Raw genomic sequence first — 25,612 nt, 5'->3', positions numbered from 1 at the left:
TCCACGGTTCGAATAAAGTGGAAGCGTGTCGCTAATCGCTATTGCCGCGCCAGTTTGAGGTTGGCTTCAAATGCGCGCTCCATTCTTGCTTGTACCGTCGGCATAAGTGAAGTCTCATTGCCGTTGGAAACATGGCCGTGCCCCGCCATCAGATCCAGCAACAGAACACTCGTATAAAGGCGAAAAAGCGGACTATTGGCATGGCCAGCATGCCGGAACCACGAAGAGATATAGCTTCTAGGGCCACCATAAGCCTGCAACGCGGCCAAAGTTAAAGCGGCTGGATAGCGTGGATCGCCAAAGCAGAGATCATCTACGTCGACAATACCGGTAAACATCCCTTCGGATGTCACAATTACGTTCTTTGTTGTGGTGTCGTGCAGGAAGGGCGTCGCTTCAATCTTATCAAGCTCACCGCGTCTGGCATTGACCTCGTGTTCAACGGCATCAACCATTTCGACATCAAAGAGCCCAGCGGATCCGATCCGCTCTCGCGAACGAGCAAGATTGGCAAACAATACCTGCGACCATGCGCTAAACGGCGCTTGCTCGGGTCGTGCTGCGTAGCCGTACCTTCCTGCGGAAGCGGTTTTTGCGGTGACCGCCTGGGCGTGGGCGACCCTCCAAGCAATCCCATCCAACATCTCTTCGGTGAGCCCAGAGATGACCGAGCCCAGATCTGTACCGGGAAAACGCTCCAACAGAAGCCACGGAAATTCTGCGTCGACGTCTTGGCTCAGAATTGCTGGAAGTGGCACCCCTCTCGGTCGCAGCAGCTCGGAAAGATAAATCGCTCCGGTCATCTCGGCCCGAGCAGACGGATCACCGATGCGCGCGACAGCGGAGGATCCATCTGCAAACTTGAGATCGAAAACAAAATGCCTTGAACCCGTCGTGAACCGCTGAACGGTGACCGGCACTTTGCCGATGGCCGTTGATGCGATTGTCGAGGCAAGGCTGGCATCCGGTACTTGTCGCAATGGCTCCCCTCTCCGTCGGCCAGCAGTTTATTTGGAAAGTCGCGAAATTCGACGCTTTGCGTTCGATTGGCCGCTATCTCGATCCCGGAAGCGACGTAGAGCGCTAGGGTGATAGACCAAAAGTCAACTGATAGCCCAGATCGTCTGGAATAGATGCGCATTTCCGAAAGGGCATACTGTCGTGCGTTCGATGCCGCAGGCGGAGGGAGCTTTCACGAGACCTTGGGCTTAAGTCTATACTCTGTCCGGACTTTCGTCCGTGTTCACGGGCAGCGCTCACGGGCATACTACCTCTAAGGCGTGGATCAATGCCTGACATCTTTATACAGTTGTGAATGGAAAGACATGAAAACAATCGTAATCGCGGCGCTTGCGCTCGCAACGAGTTTGGCGGCATCGCCGGCATTCTCTCAGGTCTACTTTGAATACGGAGTTGGGCCTCGATACGACTACGGTCCACCGCCACGCTATTATCGCGAACCGCCGGCTTATGCATATGACGGGTACTATGACGGCCCGCGTTATCGATATCATCGCCGGTGCTGGACAGAGAGGCGCTACGCGTATCGCCATCACCATCGAGTGGTAGTGCGCGAGACCGTTTGCGAGTAGTTGGTGCGAATGAACATGGTTCTTGGTTCGCCCGTGCCCCGCGCTAGCAGTAATCGGTAGCATTCCCAAAGTTACCATACAATGATAGATTGAAGCTGCGCAAGTTATTGAACTCCAGTTCACACCCGACTCGCGCAGCAGTGCTACGTAGCCGCCCTGCCTGGCCCCACCAGGCAGGGCAACTCAACTCAGATCACTGTGACCCTTAAGTCTGCAATTCCGGACCATGCCGGAGACGAGCTTGTCCTTGAACTTTGAGACACCGCCGGTACCAAGGTGCAATTCAGCTTCAGAAAGTGTCCCCCAATGCCAGGAATTACAAAAGGTTATCGTGAGGATCGGCGTCAAAACCGTATGCCGATTTACAACCTACCCGAGCCGTGAATATCGTTTCTACATCATCGGTAGCCGGCGCTCTGTCAGCGGCACGATCAAGCGAAAGACAGATTGAACACGCCCGTTTTGGTACGATCAACCCGGCTGGCAGAAATAGCCTAAGTTATCCGGCGCCCATACTCATTCGGATCCAGGCTCACTATCAAACCCTGACATTCCGCTCTAAGGCCCTTTAATACTGCTCGGTTGTGCACCGCCGTCTTCCGCAAAAGGCGGAGCGCGGCCCGATCATCCAACGCCGATGTATCTTTGCCTAGATGCTCAACCAGTAGCTCGCAACGAAGGTGTAATTCAGCACCAGAAAATGACCCGCTAATGTCAGGAATTACAAAGAGTTATCGTGAGGATCGGCGTCGAACCCCTATGCCGATTTACAGCTGGCATTTCTGCTTCGAGACAAGCCGTCAGAACGCTTCTCTCGCTATAACAGCGGACATGCTCCCATTGAGTGCACCGCGGCAGGCCTTTACTGCGCGCTCGTGGCGTCCGCCGTGCCGCAAGGGCCATTCATTCTCCAAAAAGTTTAGGGCATCATAGACCCCTTTAAAAGTGCGCTCCAACCCGCATTGGAGCCGGACTGTCACTGGACGGGCCCACGAAATATCGTTGAGTGGCATCTCGTTCCTCCTTTCCATACCAGCACCTCTCTTCATAGCAATATTGTAAAGAGGGTTGGCAGTTTAAGAGGTTGCCTCATGCCACCAGCCCCTTGGTCAACTCGAGGGCCTGCCGTTCGAACAGCCTGCGATAAATGCCGTTATTGAGGCGAATGAGCGCTTGATGGTCACCCTCTTCCGCGATCCTTCCCTTGTCGAAGACCAATAGACGATCCAGAGCCTGCACCGTCGAAAGTCGGTGCGCGATCACCAGCGTCGTGCGACCTTCCATGAGGCGATCCATCGCCTGCTGGATCTGCACCTCGCTCTCGCTGTCAAGACTTGAGGTCGCCTCGTCCAGAATGAGAATGGGCGCATCAGCCAGAAAGGCCCGGGCGATGGCGACGCGCTGACGCTCGCCGCCGGACAACTTGACGCCGCGCTCACCCACCATCGTCTCATAGCCCTTCGGTAGCTCCGCGATAAACCGATGCGCACTGGCCTGTTTCGCTGCAGTCTCGATCTCGCGCCGTGACGCGTTCGGCCGGCCATAGGCGATATTTTCGGCGAGCGTACGATGAAACAGGATCGGCTCCTGTTGCACGATAGCAATCTGGCTGCGCAGGCTAGACTGCGTGACATCGGCGATATTCTGTTCGTCAATTCGGACCGACCCAGACTTCACGTCATGGAGGCGCTGGATGAGCTTGACGAAGGTCGTCTTGCCCGAGCCGGAATGGCCGACCAGTCCGACCCGCTCGCCCGGTTTAATGTCAACCGAGAAATCGTCATAAAGCGGAGTAGGATGGGCACCATATTGAAACGTAACGCGATCGAACACGATTTCGCCTCTGCCGATCGTGATTGCCTTCGCGTTTGGCTTATCCTCAATACCCAGCGGCGTTTTGTCGAGCAGGACAAGTTCTTCCATATCATTGACGGCACGCTGCAGGTTCCGAATGTCCTGTCCAACCGAGCGCAGATAACCCTGCAGGACGAAGAACATCGCCAAGACGAATGTGATGTCGCCCGGCGTCGCCAGCCCCTGCCGCCACATGATAAGGCCGGTGCCAAGAATACCGGCCTGCATGGAGACCATCATGAAGCCCTGGACTGTGCCGTTCAGTGTCCCGCGCTTCCACGTCCGCCGTGTTCGACTGTCCCATTTGGCCAGCACATGGCGCAAACGTTCCTCTTCGCGGTTTTCGGCGCCGAAAGCCTTCACGACCGAGTTGCAGCTGATGGCATCCGCTAGCGCGCCACCCAGCTTGGTATCCCATGCGTTAGCGAGCTTTGCCGCGGGCGACACGTATCCCATCGAAAGCAAGACCGTCACGCCGATATAGATCAGCGATCCTGCAGCGACGATGAGGCCCATGATCGGCCAATAAGTGCCGAGTACGATGCTGGCGCCCACCAGCATGACGATCGAGGGCAGCAAAGCTATCAGCAGCAGGTCGTTGAGCGCGTCAAGCGCCCACATGCCACGAGTGATCTTGCGGACGGTCGAGCCGGCGAAACTATTGGCATGCCAATCGGTCGAGAAGCGCTGCACCTTGTGGAAGCCGTTATTGACCACGTCCGCCATGATGCGCAGCGTCAGACGGATGATCCCGTCGAAGATAAACCAGCGCAGTGTAACACTGGTCAAGCCAAGGGCGACGACGACAACGAAGGCGTGGATGGCGTCAGTGGCCGCACTGCCGCTGGCAATCGCATCGACGATCTGACCGGAAAACACCGGCACCAGAACTTCGGCAAGGGTGCTGGCAATTACCAGCAGGATGATGATGCCCACCAGGGTGGGACGATGGCTCCACTGACGAAAAACAAAGCCGAGCACATTGCGATAAGCATCGGCACGGAAGTCGAGCTTCTTGCGAGTCATGTTAACCTGTCCGACCCCGTGTTTCGGCAGCCGGCCCCAAAATCGAGAGTTAATAGACGCGGCCGGAGCGTGAGACGAGCTAACCCCGGCAGATTGATTGAGTTGTGAAGGAAACGAAAAACCGCATGGCGTCGTGCCCGGTGGCGGGAGACGACCGGAAATGACCTAGTGTCGGGTCATTCCGGACGGAGGTGTTTCGATGAATGCTGGTGTCATGCAACGCCTCCTTTGATTGATTTGCAGCGGTGAAATTTTTGTATCGGACTAATTCGACTTTGCCAACTCGCTTTTTCAACTTTGCAGAGTATGATGCGCAAATACAACACTATTTCGGCGTATCACGCGACCGTGCCAACCTTGATTTAGACTGGCGGATTAGATGATTGGACCTAGGTGGCTTGGCAACAGTGAATTGTGGGGTAGGCCGACAGCGGTAAGTTCGGGAATGAAGCAGATTTGCGGCGGTTACTGAAAATTCCGAGACTTCACCTTCAACCTATCAATATGCAAATCCGGCACATAAATCTCGCGCACCTTCATGACAGCCCGCTCCCGCGGATCCGGGCTGCCAGGCGTCCCATGCGCGAACTCATCACCGCGCCCGGTCGGTAGCCGGAAGGTCTCATCACGATCGGCAAGGCCTGAGAGATCGGATGTCAGATCGAAGAGCTGCTGGGCAACGAGATGCACGACGTCGCCTTCCCGCTGAATGCGGCCATTGATCGCCATCATGCTAGATCCGAGCACAACGCGCCGGCGTCGCTCGAATAAAGTCGGCCAGACGACGACATTGGCGGGGCCTGTTTCATCCTCGACGGTCAGGAACATGACGCCCTTGGCGGAACCTGGCTTTTGACGCACGAGCACGAGACCTGCCGTCATCAGCCAGCGACCGTCACGGGCGGACATCGCCTCCTCACAGGTCACGATGTCGCGGGCGGTCAGATCCTGGCGCAGGAAGGCAAGCGGATGCTGGCGTAGCGTCAGCCCGGTGTGGCTATAGTCCTGAATGACATTGTGCCCCTCGGTCATCTGGCGAAGACTGACGGAGGGCTCCCGCTGTTCGGCGATCGTCTTTCGCTCGCGCTGGGCTGCCGCGGCAAAGAGCGGCAATGGCTCGTCGCGCAGAGCCTTAATCGCCCAGAGCGCATCACGGCGCTGCAGATTGAGCGACGGCAGAAACGCGTCCGCCTCGGCAAGCTCGACCAGGGATGCGGCCGGCACGCCCGATCGCCGCCAGAGATTATCGACGCTCTCGAATGGCTGGTCGGCGCGGGCAGCGATGATGCGGGCGGCATCGATCTGCGCGAGACCATGGACCATGCGCATGCCAAGACGAACGGCATGGCGGTCGCCGCCCTCGACCAGCTCCAGCGTGCAGTCCCAGCGTGAGCGATTGATGCAGACCGGCCGGACCTCGACGCCATGCTTGCGGGCGTCGCCGACGATCTGGGCCGGTGCATAAAAGCCCATGGGCTGCGAGTTCAGAAGGGCCGCGCAGAAGGCGTCGGGATAGTGGCGTTTCACGTAAGCTGAGGCATAGGCGATGAGCGCGAAGCTGGCGGCATGGCTTTCGGGAAAACCATAGGAGCCAAAACCTTCGAGCTGCGAGAAGGTCTTTTCGGCGAAGTCCGGTGAATAGCCATTCCGGACCATGCCGGAGACGAGCTTGGCCTTGAACTTCGAGACACCGCCGGTGAACTTGAAGGTCGCCATCGATTTGCGAAGCTGATCGGCTTCGCCGCCGGTAAATCCGGCGCAGACCATCGCCACTTTCATGGCACTTTCCTGGAAGAGCGGCACACCCAGCGTCTTGCCGAGAACGGCCTCCAGTTCCGGTGTGGGATACTCGACCTTTTCCTTGCCCTCGCGCCGGCGCAGATAAGGATGCACCATGTCGCCCTGGATCGGGCCGGGGCGAACGATCGCCACCTGGATGACGAGATCGTAGAAGGTCCGTGGCTTCATGCGTGGGAGCATGGACATCTGCGCCCGGCTTTCGATCTGGAAGGTGCCGAGCGTATCGGCCTTGCGGATCATCGCATAGGTCGCCGGATCCTCCTGGGGGATTTGAGCCAGATCGAGATCCAGATGCTTGTGGTTCTGGATCAAGGCAAAAGCCTTCGACATGCAGGTGAGCATGCCGAGCGCCAGCACATCGACCTTCATGAACTTCAGCGCCTCGACATCGTCCTTGTCCCATTCGATCACCTGCCGGTCAGCCATCGTCGCGGGCTCGATCGGCACGAGATCATCAAGCCGGTCATGGGTCAGCACGAAACCGCCGGGATGCTGGCCGAGATGGCGCGGCACACCCATCAGCTGCTGTGCCAGTTTTAGGGTCAGAGCCAGCCTGCGATCGTCGGGATTGAGGTTCAACTCGCGCAGGCTACGTTCAGTCACCAACTCCTCAGACCAAGACCACATGCCCGATGACAGCGACTTGATCACATCCTCCGGGAGGCCAAGCGCCTTGCCGACATCGCGGATCGCGCCCTTGGCGCGGTAGCGCGTCACGGTCGCACAGAGCGCCGCCTTGTCATGGCCGTAGATCCTGTAGATCCATTGGATCACCTCCTCGCGCCGCTCGTGCTCGAAATCGACGTCGATGTCGGGCGGCTCGTCGCGCTCCTGGGAAACGAAGCGTTCGAAGAGCAGATTGTTGGTCTCGGGATCGATGGAGGTAATGCCGAGGATGTAGCAGACGGCGGAGTTGGCGGCCGATCCCCGCCCCTGGCATAGGATGCCCTGGCTGCGGGCATAACGGACGATCGAGAACACCGTCAGGAAATAGGGCGCGTAGTTCATGGTGCGGATGAGGTCGAGCTCATGCCGGACCACTTTTAGCACAGACGGCGGCAAGCCCTCGGGATAGCGGTTCGGAATGCACTTCCAGACATAATGCTCGAGAGACTCTTGGGCATTCTTGCCGGGAACGATCGCCTCCTCCGGATATTGGTAGGTGAGCTCCTCGAGTGAGAATCTGCAGCGCTCGACGATCTCGAGCGTGCGTGCGAGTGCTTCAGGATAGCGCGGAAAGAGCCGCGCCATTTCTTGCGGCGGCTTCAGATAGCGGTCGGCATGCCGTTCGCGCTCGAAGCCGATATCATCGATCGTGGAGGTGTTGCGAATGCAGGTGACGATATCCTGCAGCTGCCGGCGTGACGGTTCGTGGAAAAGGACGTCATTGGTGACGACCGTCTTCACCTTGAAGCGCGCCGCGAGATTGGAGAGCTCATGCAGCCGCAGTTGATCATTGGGCCGTCGGCGCAGGCAGAGCGACAGATAGGCACGATCGCCGAAGATCTCGGAAATCTTCCGAAGCTGAAGGGCACAGGTCTCGTCGGCAAGATCGGGGACAAGGATGCCGATCAGACCCTCGGCATAAAGAGCGACGTCGTCGAAATGCAGGATGCAGTTGCCCTTGCCGCCCCTGCCCTTGCCCAGCGTCAGGAGCCGGGTCAGCCGCGAATAGGACGCACGGTCCGTGGGATAGGCGAGCATGGACATGCCGTCGGCGAGATCGAGACGGCAGCCGACGACGAGGCGCAGGCCGGTGGCCCGTGAGGCTTCCAGCGCCCTGACAATGCCGGCGAGCGAATTGCGGTCGGCAATGCCAAGCGCCGTGATGCCAAGCTCTTTTGCCGTCCTGAACAGCTCGTCGGGTGATGAGGCGCCACGCAGAAAGGAAAAATGGGTGGTGACCTGCAGCTCGGCGTAGCTCATGCGAAGATCCCATGCAGGAACCAGCGATGCGAGCCGGTGGCGGCATCGACACCGTCGCCGGACCGGAAGATCCAGAGGCGCTCCCCGCTCTCATCCTCGATCACGAAATAATCCCGAACCGCATCGAATTCCGAGCTTCTCGTCCACCACTCCCCGAAGATGCGCTCCGGGCCGTCGGCGCGTTTGATCCGCCGGCGCTTGCCGCGCCAGGTGACGGAGACGGGTGGATGATCCGGCAGCAGCGCGATGACCTCGATCGGTTCCGGCCGCGCCATGAACCGCACCGGACGTGGCCAGTGGTGTATCCAAGTTTCCGCGACGTCCTCGGCTGCCGCCGAGATCCGCCGGACACTGCGTTCGGGGACATCGGAGGCGACCGGCGCTATGCGATAGACACGCTGTCCGCGATTACCGAAGGTATCGATCAGTGGCGTGATGTCCTGATCTTTCTCATCGACCAGCGACGACCGCTGCGCCTCACCAAGCGGTTCGGTCATGACGGCGATGAGCGTCAGCTTCTCGATGCCAAAGCCGGGCTCGATCTTTTCCGTTCGATCCCGGAACAGTTTGGTGAGCCAGGCGATATCGCGGGCCGGTTTGGCGGTGCCGGCGCGGATCGCCTGCCTGCTGCCGTCGACCTTCTCGACGATCAGGTCGGTGCGGCGGACGCCGAGCCCCTTGCGCTGTAGTTCGGTGACCAGCCTCACGATCAGGCGTCCGACATATTTGTCGATCGTCTCTGGGGCGCCGATGGGTTCGGCGAAGGCACGGCTGACTTCGATCCATTCCGGCGCCCGGATGGGATCGATCGGCTCGGCTATCCGGCCGAACATCTGGTCGAGCCGCCTTCCGATCTCCGGGCCGAAACGCAGCGTCAGCGGCGCCCCCGGCGTAACCGATAACTCACCGATGGTTTTGAAGCCGAGGGTTCGAAGACTGGCGACGATCTCCGGCGATAGCCGCAGATGCGAGAGCGGCAGCCGTTCGACGGCGCGGGCGGTCTCTCCATGCGGGATGATGACGGTCTCGCGACGGGTGGCCCGGGCACAGGCATGAGCCGCTCCCCAAGTATCGGCGATCGCCGCATGGACGGTCAGCCCCCTCGCCCGGAAGCGATTGGCGATCCCGGTCAACATCGGAAGTTCGCCGCCCTGCAGGTGATCGGCGCCTTCCGTATCCATGACGATGCCATCCGTGCCGTCGACGGCGACAATCGGGGAATATTGCGAGAGGGACCAGAGCGCGATCCGTTCGAGCGCTTGCGCATCGGCTGTCGGATCCGCATCGACGAATCGCAGACCCTGCACCATCGCCTGTGCCTTGGCGGCCGGCATGCCCAAACGGATACCCGCTTCCCTAGCCTTTGCATCGGCCGCGGATATAAAGCGCTTGGAACCACTCCTTGCGATCAGCACCAGCGGCCTCTCAGACGATAATTCTGCTCTCTGATCCATGCGCCTGATCCGCTCGATCGGCAGGTCCGGCAGATAGATGGATACGACCCGTGGCATCGCACGCTCCCACGATAAACTCAGCGCACTCACCCGCCTTCACTCTCATCAGTTCCAGCAGCCATCGCGGCCGCCCGACGCCTGGAACCGGTAATTCCTGCGATGGCAGGACGCTCACCCGCCACCGCGTCGTCGACGCCGTCGGCTGCCCGAAATCCGAGGCCTCCCCCTGCCGGCGCCAGCGCCGGACCACCAGACCCATGGTGCCGGTCTTTTCCGCCGCCAGCTGCAGGCGGCGCGAGGCCACCATCGGCAATCGGACGATCTCGCCGACGACGGCGCCAAGGCCGCCAAAGGCCAGGGCCTCTTCCATTGAGGCGAGAACATCTTCCTCGCGGTCGGCTTCGACAAAGATGACGCGACCCGGTTGCAGGCCGGCCTGCGCCAGCGCCGGAAAGAACAGGTCCGGCCGTGTCAGGCACCAGACGATCTTGCCCCTGGTCCGCGCCGCGATGCCGGCGGCAAAGAGGGCAGCGGCTGCTCCATCGACGACCCCAGCTCCGCCACCAGCAAATTCGTGCACCGCGCTATAGGCAAGCCCACCACCCGGCAATACGGCATCGATCTCAGCCACACCGAAGGCGAGGCAGCCGCTCTTCCTGCCCGCGTTTCCTTCCAGTAACGCAATGCGATCCTTCAGATCGGAGATCACCCGATTATGGGCAGCGGTTATCATTCACGGGTCCCTGCGAGGTCGCGTTAGCATCGACGTCCTGTCGGTCAAGTGTATTTGTTCACTAAATGTTCCAACTCGATTCGCGAGTCAAGCAACCCGAAATAGGAATATTATCCCTCTATTTTAGTGGACTTTAAGATTCGCGTTGGGAATCATGGACATGACTTCGAGCGGGCGATGATGAAGCTTTCGGAAAATTTTAGGCAACCAGTCCATCGACGCCCGCCGATTGGCGTTCCAGCGTTTCGTCGGCTACCATGTCTTCAGCTTCAAGGGAGATGGAGCGCCGATGTGCAATCTTTACCGCATGGAAGACAAGAACTGGGTGAACAAGTGGGCTCAGGACGCCGAGAGCCTGATCAACCTGATGCCGGCCTATCAGATGAACCCGGATCAGATGGGGCCGATCGTCCGAAACACCGCGGACGGCAAGAAGCAGCTTGTCCATGCCCGTTGGGGGCTGCCCTCCCCGCCATTCGTGCTCGTCAAAGCCGCCGAGGCCAAGGCCGAAAAACTCCGAGCAAAGGGCAAGGAGGTGGATTTCGAGGAGCTATTGCGCCAGCAGGTCGATCGCGGTGTCACCAATATCCGCAATCTCAAACTCGCCCATTGGAGACGCTGGTTCGGTGTCGAGAACCGCTGTCTGGTCCCTGTCACCAGCTTCGCCGAGCCGGATCCGGCAAGCCAGCAGGACGGCGGTAATGTTCCGAACGCCTGGTTCGCGCGCAACGAAGATAAGCCGTTGATGTTCTTTGCAGGCATCCATGTTCCGCAATGGACATCGGTGCGCAAGGTCAAGGACGGGGAAACGACCGATGATCTCTATGGGTTTCTGACGACGGATCCGAACGACCTGGTCAAACCCATTCACGACAAGGCTATGCCGGTGCTGTTGCTGACCAAGGAAGAGACCGACGTCTGGATGACGGCGCCATGGGAGGAGGCCAAGGATCTTGCCCGGCCATTGCCGGATGATGCGTTGATCGTCACGGCCCGCGAGCCCTATGGATCGACGATCGTCACCAATGAAGGTGAGCTGGTCGATCCATCAGGCTTGCTTTAGCCAGTGGACCGCCGGCGCTTCAATGCAGCGACGCCTGTTCGGACAGGAGGAGTTCGTGCACCGCCGCATCCACGATCTCCTTCAGCCGGCGCCAACCGTAGAGATTCCGTTCGCTCACTCGCTCCTGGACCGCCACCAGCATCCAGCCGGCCGCGGCTGCGTCATCCGCGTTCTTATGGACGTTAAAGTGCATCAAACATGCCTCGATCCGTGGGCGAGCTGATCCGCGGTCGCGATCGATCGTCGCGACAAGTGCCCGTGCCTCCTGGTAGGCTTTTGCTATGCGCCGCTTACTTTGCACTCCACTTTCGACGATTGTTCTGACGGAATAGAGCAAGGCCATCAGCATGTCGGCCGTTTCGTCGGGCACCACCGTCATATACCTCCTGCGACCTCACTTGCTTGGCGATCTCTCCGAGCAAGGAAAACCCGATCCGGTTCCGAACCCACGCCGCTCCGAGACATCGAACATCGGGAAATGCAGCGCGAGCGTTACCCCACTTCCCGGGAATAAATCTACCACCTGCAGTTTGTTCAATATCGCCTTTCATAGTTCTATAATACGTGGTTTTATGAACTGTCAAATGTTGTGTTTCCGCCATGGATGCACGGCAGCGAGTGGCACTGAACCTCAGGCGAATACGGGTTATGCGGGGGATCTCGCAGGACAACCTCGCCCTTGAGGCCAACGTCGAGCGCGCCTATGTCGGCTATCTTGAGCGCGGCAATAAGAACCCCACGGTTACGACGCTTGAGAAGATTGCCGAAGCGCTGGCTTGCGATATTTCGGAGTTCTTCGTTCCGGTGGCCGAAGAGACTGCGGAAATTAAGCCGCTTAAGAGTGGCCGAAAATCCACCCGCAACAAATGACCAATCCCATACTTAAATGTTGAGGGGAAGCAGTTTTGGGCAAATCTAACAAACGCGGCTCTTCAACCAACTCGAATCGTGAGGGCCAAAGGTGAGCTGGTTAAATCCTGATAAGAATGTGGTCGCGTCGCCGGTATGAAAGCATAGCCGGAGGTTTTTCGAGGTGCGGTCCGTCGGACATCCACATGGATAGCACGTTGACCTTCACCTTGTGCGGACTGAATGAGTACCGTTCAACCTTCTGACCTTTTTGGGTGCCAGAATAACTACAATTCGGCAACTGGCGTTTCTGCCAGACCTGTGGTCACAGCGCGGTCGTCATGAGCGGACTTTGCCCAATACGACTTTCAATAGCGATTTGCGGATGTGATCTGCATTCGCTGCGAGGTCAACGGTGACAAATCGAAGGCGGTGGCCCTGTATCGTAACCGCCTCGTCCACCAGACACTCGACGGAAGGGTGGAGTAATATACCTTCGGCAGCGTCGGCGCAGCCGTCTCCAAGACCAGCTTGAGACCGGAGATAGGCGTACATTTGATACAGATGCCCGCTCTTCAGTCCCTCACCACCGTACTGGCGTCTGGTGAGAATACCTGTGAATTTCGTGTCCAGCACAATTCGACGTTCGCCCCCTTTCTGCAGCACGACATCCGCGCGCATCGCAGGAAGAATGGCAGCCAATCCGGCAGTCGGCTCGTCCAGGTCCCAGTGAAACAACGCTTGGCCTTTGACTGCCCAGCCATCCCGTCCGTCGACTTCGTGGCGGTAAAATCCCGCGACTGCCTGCTCGAATATTCGTCTGAGGAGGTGCTCGTCGCGATCCAGCCCGTGAAGGTGGGCGCTCCCGGCAGCTTCCGCGGGCAGCACGAGATCGAGCGCCAGTTCGGCAACTCGCACCATCACGATGTCGTCGCGATCGTTGCGGGCTATCGTGTCACGTGACATCTCCGCCCGCGTAGGACGTTTCGGTGATACTCCGGCATCGAGAAGTGTTCTTGCAAGGCCTGCGCACTTGCGCTCGATCTCTGCATCCATCACCCGTGACCGCACCTGGACCAGGGCCGCGAGCACAAGGCGGTTGCGGGGAGTGTCTTGCGTCAGCTCCTCAAACGTACATGCAATTCTTCCTTGAGGGAGGAGAAGTCTCGTTTCGGTGTCCAGCCAGTCGATCCGACCGCGGACACGGTTCACTACGGCGGAGCGTGGTCGATATCCCGACGATAGGTTGCGTCGCAACCTTCGCTCTACGACATAAGCAAGAAGCCGTGCGAGGACGTCCGGAAGGTCGGCGTCGTCCTCGACATTCGCGTCGAAGGGATCGAGGAAATCCGCCAGTCCTGCCGCATAGACCAGGAGCACCCATAGATTGCGCACCGGAATTCCCGCGTGGCTTTTCCAGGTCGCGCCGCTCGCGGCCGAAGTGGTTCCTGAGGCATTCATTAGATCGCCTCAAGCCGGGCAACCTGGGCGGCGGCCTCCTTTACGTTGTCGTACCAGTACTCCTCAAGAAGCGGGGCGACCTCGGTTCTGACAGTTTCGAGATACCATGACCTCCAGGCTTGGCCATCATCGCCAGGCGACACGTGCGGTGTCATGAAGCTGTGCCCGACCTGAAATTGGCGGCCGAGCGAACGTTCAGCCTCTATAGCTCCGTTTAGGAACTTCATTTTCGCCGCAATGGTGGCAATGAGATCGGCCGGAGCGCCATGGTCGAGCATCCACCTTTCCCATGCACCGTTGAACTGAGGGGATAGCGAAATGAACGAAAACCGTCGACGTAGCGCAAGGTCAACGAGTGCCAGCGACCTGTCAGCGAGGTTCATGGTGCCGATGATGAAAAGGTTTTCCGGGACGTGGACACGTTCGTCGATTGTCCTCGGATAGGCAAGCCGCAGCGCTTCGCTCAGCGACCGCTTGCCGTCTTCTATGAGCGTCAGCATCTCGCCAAGAACCTGGGCCGGGTTTCCTCGGTTGATTTCTTCTATGACGAGTACATACGGCGTATGGGGATCGGATTTTGCCGCGTCAACGGCTTCGAGAAAGACGCCGTCGACGAGTTGAAGTCCCTTCGTGCCATCAGGCCGCCAGCCCCTGACAAAATCCTCGTACGACAGGGTCGGTTGAAACTGTACAGCTGTCAACCTTTGCGCGTCTCGCGTCCCCATGAGCGCGTAGCCAAGTCTTTTCGCCAACCACGTCTTTCCTGTCCCCGGGGGGCCTTGAAGGATGACGTTTTTCTTCCTGCGCAGAAGGTCGATCGCGGCCTGGATTTGCTCCAGTGGGAGGAAACAGCCGTCGGCGAGGATAGCCGCGGCGTCGTACCGTTCCGACCCAGATAAAAGTGCTGCGGCGGTTCCGCCTTCCTCGTCGAAGAGCTCGGAAACGTCTGACAGCTCCAACCCTGTCGACAAACTCCAGTTACCCTCAAAACCTTCAGGCAACGCCGTAGCGTAATCTTCTCCGTCGTCCGTTAGGACCAGCCCACCTGACTCCTGTACGTCAACGAGGCCGACCAAGCGCGCCCACGTGCAGATATGCGAGCCGGGTTGTGTGGACGTCCACGTCGGAACGAGCTGTCGAAGGCGTTTGGCGACGTCAGATGCCCGCAGAACGCCTGGCTCTCGGGCGATCATCAGGAGAAGGTGTCCCATTCCGAAGACCCTCCCGATGAGGGGTCCCCGCAAAACGGTCGCCGGGTTGCCGGCGCTGAGAAGCTCGTGACCACGGTCCGTCGGGCGATACGTGATGCCGTCGAGACGCAGAAGTCCCAGCCCGCCCATCGCCTGGGAGATTATGTTTCCGGCGGAACTGGTGTTGAGCTGCGTTGCCTCGCTCAGGATAACCCCGACCAGATCCTCTCGGGTGATCCCGTGTTCAGCTTCGCGGACCATCGCAAGAAGGAGCTCGACGTTGCCTTTGACGCAGGTCAGGCTTCGCCTCTGCGCGTGCGCAGGGAGTATCGAAAAGGGCGGCACCGCGTTCGCTTCTCGTTGCTCGACCTGTGTGACGACAGCGCCCTCGTCGGGCTTCCCGAAATATGTTTGCCAGAGGTACCAAGCGAAAATGGCCTGATCCACCTTCTCCTCAACTGTCTCCGGTGCCCCGAGGGCCGCACGCATGGTCGCACGGACTGTGGGATGCTGGGCTACGAAGTCACCCGGCACTCGCGCGGCCGATATTAGTCTCTGTATTCCCCAGATCCGGCTAGCATCGGCGATGCTTGTCATATCGTCGGGAAACATTGCCGCGAGCAGGCGCGTGAGCCGAGCCCTCGGGCGACGCTTCGCGTACTTTGGGTAGACGGCAGCCAGGGATTCATCATAAAGCTTCTGGAGACGTTCGCCCCTTTCCTCGACCGGTAGGTCAGCGAGCACATTGCGAGCATCGAACAGCATCCGGGCCAGCTCTTCGTCGTCATAAGCTCCGTGAACCGTTACGGAGTGGCCGGGACCGATGCTTGCGACGGCGTCGCTGTTCCAAAGCATCTCTTGGAATTCACGCGTGCGCCACTGCTCCCAGTCAGCCCCCATCACCTTTCGGACCTGTTCGCCGTAGTTGCGACGCCAATCTACCGCCCAGTCCTGGCTCCGGTATTTGTCGAATGCGGTTTCATATTGTATTTTGAGTCTTGGGCCGTCCAGGACGTTCATTGATTGACCTCCAAACCGAGAGATACTGTCGTGTTTAGGTAGAAGTGGCTCCTGAGGCAACAACCGTTTGAGGCCCTGTGATTGAAACTAAAGGTTCGTATTTCGGCGGACACCACAATAGCAGCAGCACGGCTGCTTTAGGGCTGCCATACCTTTTTTATATGGCTGAGTTCAAATCGCACATCCTCAGTTGAACGCAGATCGCAAAACGGCATCAACCGAAGCGCCAAGCGGCCATCTTCCCCTTGAAGGATATGAGCCTTCGGTCCTACTGCTTTTCTGCTGCGGGATAGTGAGCGTCAGGGGCCTGACGAGATCAGTAATCCGGACGAAGTCTGGGGCCAACCTGGATAAGATGATCGGCATTTACGTCGACGCAATATTGCTCAACGAAGAGGATGCCACTGAGCCTCGCGCATGATAGATGCCGGAGAGAGGCTTAGCCGTCTAGGCGGATGTCATCTAGGCTTCGACATTACCGTACTATGCCAATAGCTCATGCTACGTCCAAATCGACTGCGCGACGCCGAGTAAATCGCATCTGTGAACCGGTGATCCTCTCACTATGCGGGAACACTCCGCTTCATGAATCGGAAAGCGGGCTAGCAACAAAACTCGCTTAAATTGTAGATGATCCCGTTACTCGCGTTTAGCCCTCCTCTGCTACGTTGTGTCCATGACATGGGGGCGCGCTTGCTGGACGAGATCGAGATCACACTTTTCAGAAATCGAATCGACGATATTCTTCGAAACGGACAGCCAACCAGGTGGCAGCGTCAATTTCTGTACGACATGCAGCAGAAGTTCGTCCATTATGGAGTTCGGACGCGCCTTACTGAAAAGCAGCTGTCAATGCTCAGGCGGTTAACCGACCCTCCGAGCACTTCAGTCGTTCAGCTCGCCCAAAGGCGCCCGCCCTCGCCGATAGCAACCCAACGCAAGTCGCAACGGAGAAGCTACGGATACCGAAGTTTGCAGGTGAAGGCAGTCCTGTTCCTTGTCTTGCTCATGGCGGTCTTGGTAAACTCCGTCTTTTACGGCGGCATATCCTTCCTGTGGCCGTCATCAGGTTCGGAACACACGTCCATAGAGCTGACTTCGCAATTCGCGATCCAAAGCTTTTCGATCACCGATGGCGACACCATCCGCATGGACGATGGCACCCGTGTGCGGCTGGTCGGCTTTAACGCCCCGGAAGTATTCCATCCCAGATGCTCGAGAGAGGCTGTCCTTGGCAACAAGGCTACAGAACGAGTGAAGCAGTTGGTGGCGAGCGGATCGTCGACGGTGACTAAGGTTGAATGTTCCTGCAAACCCGGAACGGAAGGAACGGACAGGTGCAACTATGGCCGGAGCTGCGGCATCCTGAAGGTCGATGGAAAGGAAGTCGGCCAAACTTTGATCGCGGAGGGACTGGCCGTGTCATTCGTGTGCGGGCGGACCGGGTGTCCGTCTACTCCAAGTCCGTGGTGTGGCTGAATTCCAAGGGTGATCCCGCAAAGAGCAGCCGGCCAGTTTCTCTTGGCCTCGACGATGAACTTGGTCATCGCGTCACGGCTGAAGTACAATCCCTGTCGTTGGCCATTTTTATCTGATCGCAAACTTTGCAGTTGCAGCGGTTCTCTGCTTCAGCGAAGAGCGAATGTCGCTGTATCAGAGGACTAGAATGCTGCCACCGCTGAGGTACGCCTTCGCGCTGATATATTCGCGAAACTTGAAACTCGCGTCGATGATGACGTCTGCAATCGGTCAAAGAGGCCTTCGCCTACTGAAAATTCCTCGCCCGCACCTTCAGCCTATCAATGAGCCGATCGGGCTCATAAAGCTCCCGCGCCTTCATGACAGCCCGCCCCGTTGCACTCGTGTTTCAATAAAATCAGATAGTTATCGACGCACGAAATTTGAGAATTGGTACCTAAATTAAGAACGTCACCCGGATCTTGCCACCGCGGACTAAGACCTTCTTGCTGTTGCCCGAGGCAGGACGCCGCTGCTGCTATCTGGCCGGCCTGCGATAGCGGCTTTTTTCGGCTTTCATCCGACGCGGAGCGGCCGCAACACCATTGCACACATCGTATTGTGTGCTATCATACATCAAACGGTGTGTTGGGATGAAATGGTGCGGTGCCTTATATTGACTTCCTTGGGGAGCTTGAGCGCGCAGGTCTCAGCGTGCGCGGTTTTGCCGAGTTGATTGGCATGAACCCCAATTCGATCACGAATTATGCAAAGGGAGAGTTGCCGCAGCATATCGCGCTTGTGGCCGTGCTTGTCGCCGAAATGGCGGCGCGGGGAGTGGACTATCGCACCGCGATCGCCAAGGTTGCGCCGAAAAAGAAGCCGCGCGGCGCAACCCGTCGCGGCCATTTCGGAGGTGATCGGCAAACGAGCCTGGACTTTCGATCGTGAGCGCCTCACCGATAGACGGGTACGGCCATGACTGATTGGCTGGATCGACTTGAAGCCTTCGGCGTCGATCGGCAGACGTTATACTCGCTTGATGCCGACGCCCCTGAGCTCCTTCCCTATGCCACATTGACCAGTTCGCGAGGCGACAGCGGCTCGATCCTTGGCGTGGTCGGTGCCGTTTATGAATGGCAGGATGAGCCGCTCGTCTTCTTGGTCGATGCCGATCGGATCGATAGCAGCGAACAAATCCACCGGCTGCGGCGCCTGCTGGCAATGCGAGGGGATGCGCCATATCTTGGCGTTGTCGCACCCGGTCGGCTCGACGTCTACTCCATCGCACTCGATCGTAAGACCGTTGCACAGGCGCGCATCGCAGTCGACACGTCGACCGAAGCGGTCAAGGATTTGCTGCCGCATCTCGCCAATCGCCGACCCAATGTCCCAAGAACGAAACAGGGATGGATCTCAAACGTCGTCCTCAACCTGCTGACCGAGGCGATCAACCATCTGATCGGTCTTGAGCTTGACCATGGCGACGCGATTTCGCTGGTTGGTCGTGCACTCTTCGCTCGTTTTTTAGGGGATCGAGGTCTTCTACCTGCAGGTCTGGCAGCAACAGATGTTGCAGCGGCCATGTTCAACGACGCCCGCAGGGCACGCGAGACCTGCGCCTGGCTCGACGAGACATTTAATGGCGATCTGCTGCCGCTGTCGGACGGCATATTTGATCGTCTGCCGTCTGAAGCCTTTCGTGTTCTCGGAAACATTATGATGCGCGCGCCGGGCGGGCAACTTTTCCTCGGTTGGACGGAGCGCTGGGATCGGCTCGATTTCGCCCACATTCCCGTCGGAGTGCTCAGCCAGGCATATGAGCTTTATCTGCGCAATCACGCCCCGGCAAAGCAGCGACAAGAAGGCGGATATTACACCCCTCGGCCGATTGCCGACTTGCTCGTGCGCGCGTCATTTCGCGCCCTGGAGCGTGACGGCGCGACCGCAAAGGCGCGGATTCTCGATCCTGCGGCCGGCGCGGGCGTCTTCCTCCTGACGGCATTCAGGGAACTGGTGGCCGCCCGGTGGCGCGCGGATGGCAAGCGGCCCGACACGCAGCGCTTGCGCGAAATCCTCTACGATCAGATCACCGGTTTTGACATCAACGAGGAAGCGCTGCGTTTCGCCGCCCTGGCGCTTTACCTGATCTCGATCGAGCTTGATCCCGAGCCGCAGCCCGTCGACAAGCTGCGCTTCGACGATTTGCGTGGCAAAGTCCTCCATCGGGTCGGCGCAGACACTGACGCTCCTGGCGCAGCACTCGGCAGTCTTGGGCCCTTCGTCGGTGACGAGCATCGCGGGCGGTACGACATGGTTGTCGGCAATCCCCCGTGGTCGACAGGAACCAAGCTGACCGATTGGTCATTGGTGCTGTCGACCGTCACCCGTATCGCCAGCGAACGAACCGGAGCCAGGATTGCGCCGCCACTTCCGAATGAGGTCCTCGATCTTCCATTTGTCTGGCGCGCGATGGAGTGGGCGAAGCCCGGAGCCCAGATTGCATTTGCGCTGCATGCCCGTCTGCTCTTCCAACAGGGGGATGGCATGGTCGAGGCGCGGCGTATGCTGTTTCAGGCGCTTGAGGTGACGTCGGTTATCAACGGTGTCGAGCTACGGCAGACCAAGGTCTGGCCGGAAATCTCGGCGCCCTTCTGTTTGCTGATCGCCACCAATCGCATGCCGGAGACCGGAACAGGCTTTCGCTTGATCAGCCCGAGGGTGGAAACGGCGCTCAACGCCTCGGGAGCCATGCGCATAGATGTGCATTCGGCGGAGATCATCGCGACGCAGCAATTGGTCGAGACCCCCGAGTTGCTGAAGATCTTGTTTCGGGGGACCAAGGCGGATCTCGGACTTGTGGAGCGGATCAGGACGAAGGGCTTTCCTACACTCGAATCTTTCTGGCGCGACGCAATCGGCATTTCCGAACGCGGTCGCATGGCGGGTGCCGGACGAGGCTACCAGACCCTCAAGACCAGTAGTAGAGAGCGGAAAAAGGGCGATGGTCAACCGGGCGCCCCGGCACATTACCTGCGCGGATTGCGCGATGTGACGGTCAAGAGCCTGGACGATCTAGTGATCAGGGCCGATCAGCTCCAAACATTTCAGCACGACCGCCTCCATGATCCTCGCGATCCGCGCCTATTCGTGGCACCGATGGCGATCGTGCACAAGTCGCCGCCGGCCGAGCGCGGCCGGATCCGTGTCGCGGTTTCCGACAAGCCTGTCGTGTATAACGAGAATTTCTACGGATACAGTCCCGGCGAGTTCGAGCGTGCGGATGTCCTAGTACGCTATCTCGCACTAGTTTTCGGCAGCAAGTTCGCTTTATGGCTCGCACTCGTTACGAGTGGCGAGTTTGGCTTCGAGCGCGATGTAATCGAAAAGGCGGCGCTGGACCGTATTCCCCTGCCCGACTTCCGCAAGCTACCAACCGATGTGCTTGACGAGATCACTCTGCTCTTCGATGGGCTGCACCTGTCTGAAAAGAGCTGGGATGATGTCGACCGCTGGGTTGCGGACCTCTACGGGTTGGGGCCAAACGACCTGCAGATCATTTCGGACACGCTGGCGTTCAACCTGCCTTTCGCCGATACCAAGATCGCAGCGCAAGCCCGCCCCAATCCGGAGACTGCAGCCGCCTTTTGCATGCGGCTGCGAGGCGAGCTTGAACCTTGGGCAAAGCGCTTCGATGGACAGATTGGCGTGCACATGATCGCCGATCGTCCAGCCTCACCGTGGCTGGGATTTGTGTTGCATATGGAGCCTAAGGCGTCTGATCTTGATCTGCGGCGGGACTGGGAGGGACTGCTTGAGGTCGCCGATGCCTCAGCGGCCACGGAGATCATCGTAGAGGATCGCGACGGGGCCCTGCTGATCGGCCGATTGGCCCAGAACCGTTACTGGAGCGATACACAGGCGCGTCTGCTCGCCCAACACATCATCTGGTCACGCCTCGATTTCTTGAAAGGGCCTGCCGGCAGATGAATTCTCCAGCGCGTGTGCCCCGTCCGGACCAGATCGCGGAACTAACCCGTGGCGTCGATCTGCCGTTGGCGGCAATCGACGACGTTTACCTGCACGTCATCGCCGACGGTGTGGTGCAGGCTTTCGAGGAGATCCGCCAAAGTGCGACTGAAACAGTGGCCACGGGCGACGAAACCGAGGTGACCGCGTTGTTGGAGGCTCGCCTTAATCGAATGATTGAGGAGGACCAGGTCTGGAGACAGCTCGTCGCCTCTGTCGTGCGCGGAAAGGAGAGTCTGAGCTTCGACGGTGCACATTTGGAAAAGCGGCCCGATCTATCGATTCATCTGACGTCCCGAACACGTCGTTTCCCGCTGATCGCCGAAGCCAAGATTATCGACGCCGCGAGAGGCGAACAACTTTACTGCAGGCAAGGCTTACAACGATTCCTCAATGGGGAATATGCTTGGGGCGGTCGTGAAGCTTTGATGATTGCCTATGTGCGCGATGGTAGCACCATCGAAACGCGCCTCACGCCTTATCTTGCGCTTCCGGCCCAAGCGACTAACTACGCCGTCGAATCTGCTCCGACATCGCTTGGATTGGGGCTATACGACGCCTCACGAACTGGGCACAGGCGATCCTTCCTCTATACCCACACGCCACCGCCAGCGAATGATCCAGGAGGCATTGCACTCTGGCATCTTTGGGTCGATGCTTCTGCTGCTGCAGCAACCTGAGCTAACATCAGGCAAAACCGGTGTCCCAGCTCGATTGCTTTCGCGGCTGTGAGTTGCATTCTCGCTGAAACCGGGGAGAGCGAGGTCGGACGCCTTGCGGGAAAGGATTTGCAAAAACCTGGGCAACAGACATTGCCGATCGGTCGCAGGCGAGCGGATTCCTGACAGCGATCGAGCTGTGGATATCGAACGGCCCGTCGCGTTCGCAGGCTGTCATTTTGCATTTCTTCGGGGTCTTCCTCACTTTGTGCGGTGACCCCGTCAATTGAGCTAAAAGAGCCCGCTTGGTCGTTTTCAGTCGGCTATTTTGATCTCTGCATTGCCGCTACTTCACTCAAATTCACCTCCGCCCGCACGGCGTCGAGCATTTCGCCCACCGCAAATTACACCTCCACACAAAGTGAGGAAGACCCCGAAGAAATGACAAACGACAATCGGGAATTAAGGCAAAAGCTGACCTACATGGCGGCTTACCTGCTCGCGACTCGGGTACTTTAGCGCCGCATGAGATGAATTCGATCTTGGATTCATCAGCGAAGCTTAACCGCGAAGCTCACAATGCTCCATGGAGGCTTGGCTTCGCTATTTCCAGCGCCTCCTATGGCTAGTCGCGAAACGACGGCGCGAAATCACTCCCAATCGGCCGATTTCAGGCCGAGGCTACGTGCGTTCTCCAAGACTGCACGTCTCACGCCGTCGCTTGCCCCGTCTGGAAACTCGGCCGAGATTTCCACCACAAGGCGGACGGTCGCATTCGGGTCGGAGGTGAGCACCGACACTATCTCCTCGGCGATCTGGACAAGGCGCATCTTAGCGGTCGCGGGGGGGACTTCGGCCGAGCCATAGAAAGTTTTCGGCTTCGCCGCGGCCGGTGCAGGCGCGATCACCGGCTCGTGCGTTGTGCCGCCACCATTAGGAACGTAAGCGCTCGGCTCCACGGCCAGGCCACTTGAGGTCGTGTCCGTAGGGGTTGCAGCCGGAACGGGAGCCGGCGCTGGCCGCGTTGCATCCTCGTAGTCTCGGGCCGCCTGCGGCTCGATCAGGAGCAAAGTGTCGTCGAAGACGACATTGCCCCCGCCAAAGGAGAAGCCCTCGAACCTGTCATCGGCTTCGCCGTAGGCTGTGCCGAAGAAATCCCGGCTGGCCGCGCCGGCGCGGACCGCCTGAGCGAGAACATCCCGCGTCTTGAGACGTGGGAGATAGAGATAGCGAAGTGTGTCCTCGTAAAAGCTGGCTGCGTTCGCCGTGCTCTGACCGCCCTTCCAGTAGAGTTCCTTTAACTTTGCCCGCAGATGGATCGGCGACCAGGTGGGAATCACCAGCTCGTTGTCGATGCAGACGCGCTCGATCTCGCTGCCGACCGAATCGCCAGTGGTGTTGAGAGCAAACGCCTCAACGCCGGGCTTGGGATCGGTGGGCGCATCCTGCATGGGGCAGAGCAGCCATCTGTAGCATTCGCGGACGACCCGCGGGAGCGCTTCCTCAGCACTCTTCAGCTCCTTCTCGGCCTGGTTCTTCTGCAAGAGGTCAATGTTGAGCCGGCCTTCCTTGACGTCCTCGACAATTGAACCCCAAGCGAGAGCGACGCGCGTTGCATCATTGAGACGAGAAAGTGCGCCATGGTCGGGGGCAAGGAAGAGCAGTCGATTGCTGCGATAGCGCGGCTTTGTGCCGTTCTTGCCAATGATCTCCAGCACCGCTTCAAAGGCAAGGCGGTTTTCCTCTCGAGCGTACCAAGTCTCCGGCGGCAGGACGAGCAAGCGCAGGGCGGTATCGTCCGGCACGTCGCCATGAGGCGTGAAAATATGCACGCCATTGAAGGACGTCACGTTTCCGACCGTCTTTTTCAAAGCCTCGGCGATCTTGCCGCGCACCTCAGACCGATCGTCAAACCGGCGTTTGCGGTCCTCCATCTCTCTTCGCAAATTCGCGCGGGTATCGAACCAAAAGCGGGTCGTGTCCTGACTCTTGTCGCCGGAAGCGTTCAGATAATGCAGTCGGTCGGCAAGCCGACCAAGCGCATCGGCATAGACAGATGCGGTCTGGCCCGGCTGGAGACAACCGAGAATGATACGAGCGCGATCAAGGCCACGCGCGGCAACCTTGGACGCGACCGAAGATGGGGCGCTACCGAGAAAAACTGTCCGCGCAATGCGTCGGGCCGCCCCCACCTGGCCGAAGCGTGGCTCTTTGTTCTCCAAAGCTGTCGTCTCAGCGCGGTCGCCATCGATGTCGCGCTCGATCACCGCATCCCAGCCTGCGGACAAGTAGTAGGTCAGCTCATTGCGGCTGCTGCCATCATGGAGCGGCAGACTGCCGGGCATGATCAGCAAGTCTTTGTTGTCGTCCTTCCACAGCCGGTAGATGACCTTCGCCATGAGTTTCAGGACACCGCGCGTCCGTTGAAATCCGTCGATGGTGGTCCAGTCTTCATAAAGGCGATCGAACACCTCTGGGTGGATCGGATAGGCGTGCAATAGGCGCTCGTAGTAATGCCGTTCCTGCGTTTCGGCCGGGAGCTTCACGCCCTCGGCGATATAGGCATCAGCGAAGGCGCGGCACGCGGCTTCACGGGCCTTCTCATCGCGCACCGGCTCGAACAGCCGCCGGCGCACAATCTCGAAGGCTTCTTCGGTCGCGACAGGCTTCCAAAGCGCCTGCACACGCCCGAACGTCTTTTCGAGGGCGCGCAGCGCGGTGACACCGCGCTGACTACCCGCTTCAAGATCAGATTCCGGCAAGGACGCGAGCACGATGGCACGCGGTACCAGCTTCACCGCTTCGGTGAGAGCCTGCACGAAGGATAGGTTGGTGTCGTAACTTCCACCGCTAATCGCCTGCGATTCCGGAAATTGGCGAATATAGGCAACCAACTCGTCGATCAGGACGACGCACGGAGCGTGCCGCTCAAGAAGCTCCCGCAGAACGTCCTTACCCGGGGATGTGCCGGTGGCATCAGCCTCGGCGACAAGCGCGAAGGCTTCAGCACCGCCGAGCTGCCACGCCATCTCGCCCCAGAGGGTCTTGATCGTCTGGCTTCCGCGCTTCCACGGCTGGCCCGGAGCGTTTGCGGTACCATCAAGCACCGCGACGCGAGTCTGAGGCACTTCCATCAAACCGGCACGATCGACAAGCGCTGGAATGCCGGAGAGGTCGGACAAGGCACATTTGCGGGTCGCGAGGTGATAGACGGCGAGCATGGTGTGGGTCTTGCCGCCGCCGAATGCGGTCTGAAGCTGCACGACCGGCTCGCCGCCCCGGCCGGCAAGGCGTTGCGCGACCTGCGTCAGCAGAAGCCCCATTCCCTCGGTGATGAATGTACGGTCGAAGAAAGCGGCAGCATCCTGATATTCACGGCTGGCCCTGCCCGTGTTGACCGCTGTGATGTCTGCCGCGAACTCCGATTGCTGGAAAGTTCCCTCAAGCACGTCCTGGTGGGGTACAGCCACTTCTCTCCAAGGTTTCATCTCCGGTTCC

Annotated in this window: 15 protein-coding genes and 1 pseudogene; 6 read left to right on the top strand and 10 right to left on the bottom strand. The window is 59.0% G+C overall.

The genetic code is table 11. From position 1 onward, the window contains the following. Window positions 1-38: 38 nt before the first annotated feature. The 6 genes and pseudogenes from ABOK31_RS35950 to ABOK31_RS35925 form a co-directional block, all read right to left on the bottom strand. A complete protein-coding gene (locus tag ABOK31_RS35950) occupies window positions 39-980 on the bottom strand; it encodes a phosphotransferase (RefSeq protein ID WP_349963318.1) in 942 nt (313 codons plus the stop codon). 1,326 nt (window positions 981-2,306) lie between these two features. Continuing rightward, window positions 2,307-2,605: pseudogene (locus tag ABOK31_RS35945) on the bottom strand (DUF982 domain-containing protein). Between the two features lie 76 nt (window positions 2,606-2,681). Next, window positions 2,682-4,472 (bottom strand): ABC transporter ATP-binding protein, encoded by a 1,791-nt coding sequence (locus tag ABOK31_RS35940; RefSeq protein WP_349963317.1) that lies wholly within the window; start codon window positions 4,470-4,472, stop codon window positions 2,682-2,684. Window positions 4,473-4,937: 465 nt separating this feature from the next. After that, window positions 4,938-8,198: an error-prone DNA polymerase gene (locus ABOK31_RS35935; protein WP_349963315.1), complete on the bottom strand. Its 3,261-nt coding sequence runs from the start codon at window positions 8,196-8,198 to the stop codon at window positions 4,938-4,940. After that, the gene (locus tag ABOK31_RS35930; protein ID WP_349963485.1) at window positions 8,195-9,709 is read right to left on the bottom strand and encodes a DNA polymerase Y family protein; all 1,515 of its coding nucleotides are present in this window, start codon (window positions 9,707-9,709) and stop codon (window positions 8,195-8,197) included. The genes ABOK31_RS35935 and ABOK31_RS35930 overlap by 4 nt, the downstream gene beginning before the upstream one ends. Further along, a complete protein-coding gene (locus ABOK31_RS35925; RefSeq protein WP_349963488.1) occupies window positions 9,624-10,382 on the bottom strand; it encodes an ImuA family protein in 759 nt (252 codons plus the stop codon). The genes ABOK31_RS35930 and ABOK31_RS35925 overlap by 86 nt, the downstream gene beginning before the upstream one ends. A 292-nt stretch (window positions 10,383-10,674) precedes the next feature. Here ABOK31_RS35925 and ABOK31_RS35920 point away from each other — a divergent pair, with 292 nt between their 5' ends. After that, window positions 10,675-11,448 carry an SOS response-associated peptidase gene (locus ABOK31_RS35920; RefSeq protein WP_349963483.1) on the top strand — a complete coding sequence of 258 codons (774 nt, stop codon included), beginning with the start codon at window positions 10,675-10,677 and terminating at the stop codon, window positions 11,446-11,448. Between the two features lie 19 nt (window positions 11,449-11,467). Here the strand turns inward: ABOK31_RS35920 and ABOK31_RS35915 are convergent, their stop codons facing one another. Further along, window positions 11,468-11,827, bottom strand: a complete 360-nt coding sequence (locus ABOK31_RS35915; RefSeq protein ID WP_349963481.1) for a hypothetical protein — start codon at window positions 11,825-11,827, stop codon at window positions 11,468-11,470. A 221-nt stretch (window positions 11,828-12,048) separates the two neighbouring features. Here ABOK31_RS35915 and ABOK31_RS35910 point away from each other — a divergent pair, with 221 nt between their 5' ends. Continuing rightward, a complete protein-coding gene (locus ABOK31_RS35910; protein WP_349963479.1) occupies window positions 12,049-12,318 on the top strand; it encodes a helix-turn-helix transcriptional regulator in 270 nt (89 codons plus the stop codon). 318 nt (window positions 12,319-12,636) lie between these two features. On the opposite strand, the gene mcrC is transcribed toward ABOK31_RS35910, so the two are convergent. After that, on the bottom strand, window positions 12,637-13,758 hold the full coding sequence (gene mcrC, locus ABOK31_RS35905) for a 5-methylcytosine-specific restriction endonuclease system specificity protein McrC (protein WP_349963478.1): 1,122 nt from the start codon (window positions 13,756-13,758) through the stop codon (window positions 12,637-12,639). Next, window positions 13,758-15,968 carry an AAA family ATPase gene (locus ABOK31_RS35900; protein WP_349963476.1) on the bottom strand — a complete coding sequence of 737 codons (2,211 nt, stop codon included), beginning with the start codon at window positions 15,966-15,968 and terminating at the stop codon, window positions 13,758-13,760. Before ABOK31_RS35900 ends, mcrC begins: the two co-directional genes overlap by 1 nt. 693 nt (window positions 15,969-16,661) lie before the next feature. Between ABOK31_RS35900 and ABOK31_RS35895 the strand changes: the two genes are divergently transcribed. From ABOK31_RS35895 to ABOK31_RS35880, 4 genes are all read left to right on the top strand, one after another. Further along, the gene (locus ABOK31_RS35895; RefSeq protein WP_349963474.1) at window positions 16,662-17,447 is read left to right on the top strand and encodes a thermonuclease family protein; all 786 of its coding nucleotides are present in this window, start codon (window positions 16,662-16,664) and stop codon (window positions 17,445-17,447) included. 645 nt (window positions 17,448-18,092) lie between these two features. Further along, entirely contained in the window at window positions 18,093-18,377 is a 285-nt protein-coding gene (locus ABOK31_RS35890) for an XRE family transcriptional regulator (RefSeq protein WP_349963473.1), read from the top strand. A 27-nt stretch (window positions 18,378-18,404) separates the two neighbouring features. Further along, entirely contained in the window at window positions 18,405-21,416 is a 3,012-nt protein-coding gene (locus ABOK31_RS35885) for an N-6 DNA methylase (protein WP_349963472.1), read from the top strand. Further along, entirely contained in the window at window positions 21,413-22,135 is a 723-nt protein-coding gene (locus tag ABOK31_RS35880) for a hypothetical protein (RefSeq protein WP_350019325.1), read from the top strand. The genes ABOK31_RS35885 and ABOK31_RS35880 overlap by 4 nt, the downstream gene beginning before the upstream one ends. 629 nt (window positions 22,136-22,764) lie before the next feature. On the opposite strand, the gene ABOK31_RS35875 is transcribed toward ABOK31_RS35880, so the two are convergent. Beyond that, a complete protein-coding gene (locus ABOK31_RS35875; RefSeq protein WP_349963469.1) occupies window positions 22,765-25,602 on the bottom strand; it encodes an ATP-binding protein in 2,838 nt (945 codons plus the stop codon). Between the last annotated feature and the right edge of the window lie 10 nt (window positions 25,603-25,612).

The sequence above is a fragment of the Rhizobium sp. ZPR4 genome (assembly GCF_040215725.1).
Classification (GTDB): domain Bacteria; phylum Pseudomonadota; class Alphaproteobacteria; order Rhizobiales; family Rhizobiaceae; genus Rhizobium; species Rhizobium rhizogenes_D.
This window is presented reverse-complemented; position numbering and strand designations above follow the sequence as displayed.

Bases quoted from the DNA above. Each gene is read 5' to 3' on its own strand.
- ABOK31_RS35910 (WP_349963479.1), top strand. From the start codon at position 12,049: ATGGATGCACGGCAGCGAGTGGCACTGAACCTCAGGCGAATACGGGTT.
- ABOK31_RS35915 (WP_349963481.1), bottom strand. From the start codon at position 11,827: ATGACGGTGGTGCCCGACGAAACGGCCGACATGCTGATGGCCTTGCTC.
- ABOK31_RS35875 (WP_349963469.1), bottom strand. From the start codon at position 25,602: ATGAAACCTTGGAGAGAAGTGGCTGTACCCCACCAGGACGTGCTTGAG.
- ABOK31_RS35885 (WP_349963472.1), top strand. From the start codon at position 18,405: ATGACTGATTGGCTGGATCGACTTGAAGCCTTCGGCGTCGATCGGCAG.
- mcrC (WP_349963478.1), bottom strand. From the start codon at position 13,758: ATGAATGCCTCAGGAACCACTTCGGCCGCGAGCGGCGCGACCTGGAAA.
- ABOK31_RS35920 (WP_349963483.1), top strand. From the start codon at position 10,675: ATGTGCAATCTTTACCGCATGGAAGACAAGAACTGGGTGAACAAGTGG.
- ABOK31_RS35930 (WP_349963485.1), bottom strand. From the start codon at position 9,709: ATGCCACGGGTCGTATCCATCTATCTGCCGGACCTGCCGATCGAGCGG.
- ABOK31_RS35940 (WP_349963317.1), bottom strand. From the start codon at position 4,472: ATGACTCGCAAGAAGCTCGACTTCCGTGCCGATGCTTATCGCAATGTG.
- ABOK31_RS35880 (WP_350019325.1), top strand. From the start codon at position 21,413: ATGAATTCTCCAGCGCGTGTGCCCCGTCCGGACCAGATCGCGGAACTA.
- ABOK31_RS35900 (WP_349963476.1), bottom strand. From the start codon at position 15,968: ATGAACGTCCTGGACGGCCCAAGACTCAAAATACAATATGAAACCGCA.
- ABOK31_RS35935 (WP_349963315.1), bottom strand. From the start codon at position 8,198: ATGAGCTACGCCGAGCTGCAGGTCACCACCCATTTTTCCTTTCTGCGT.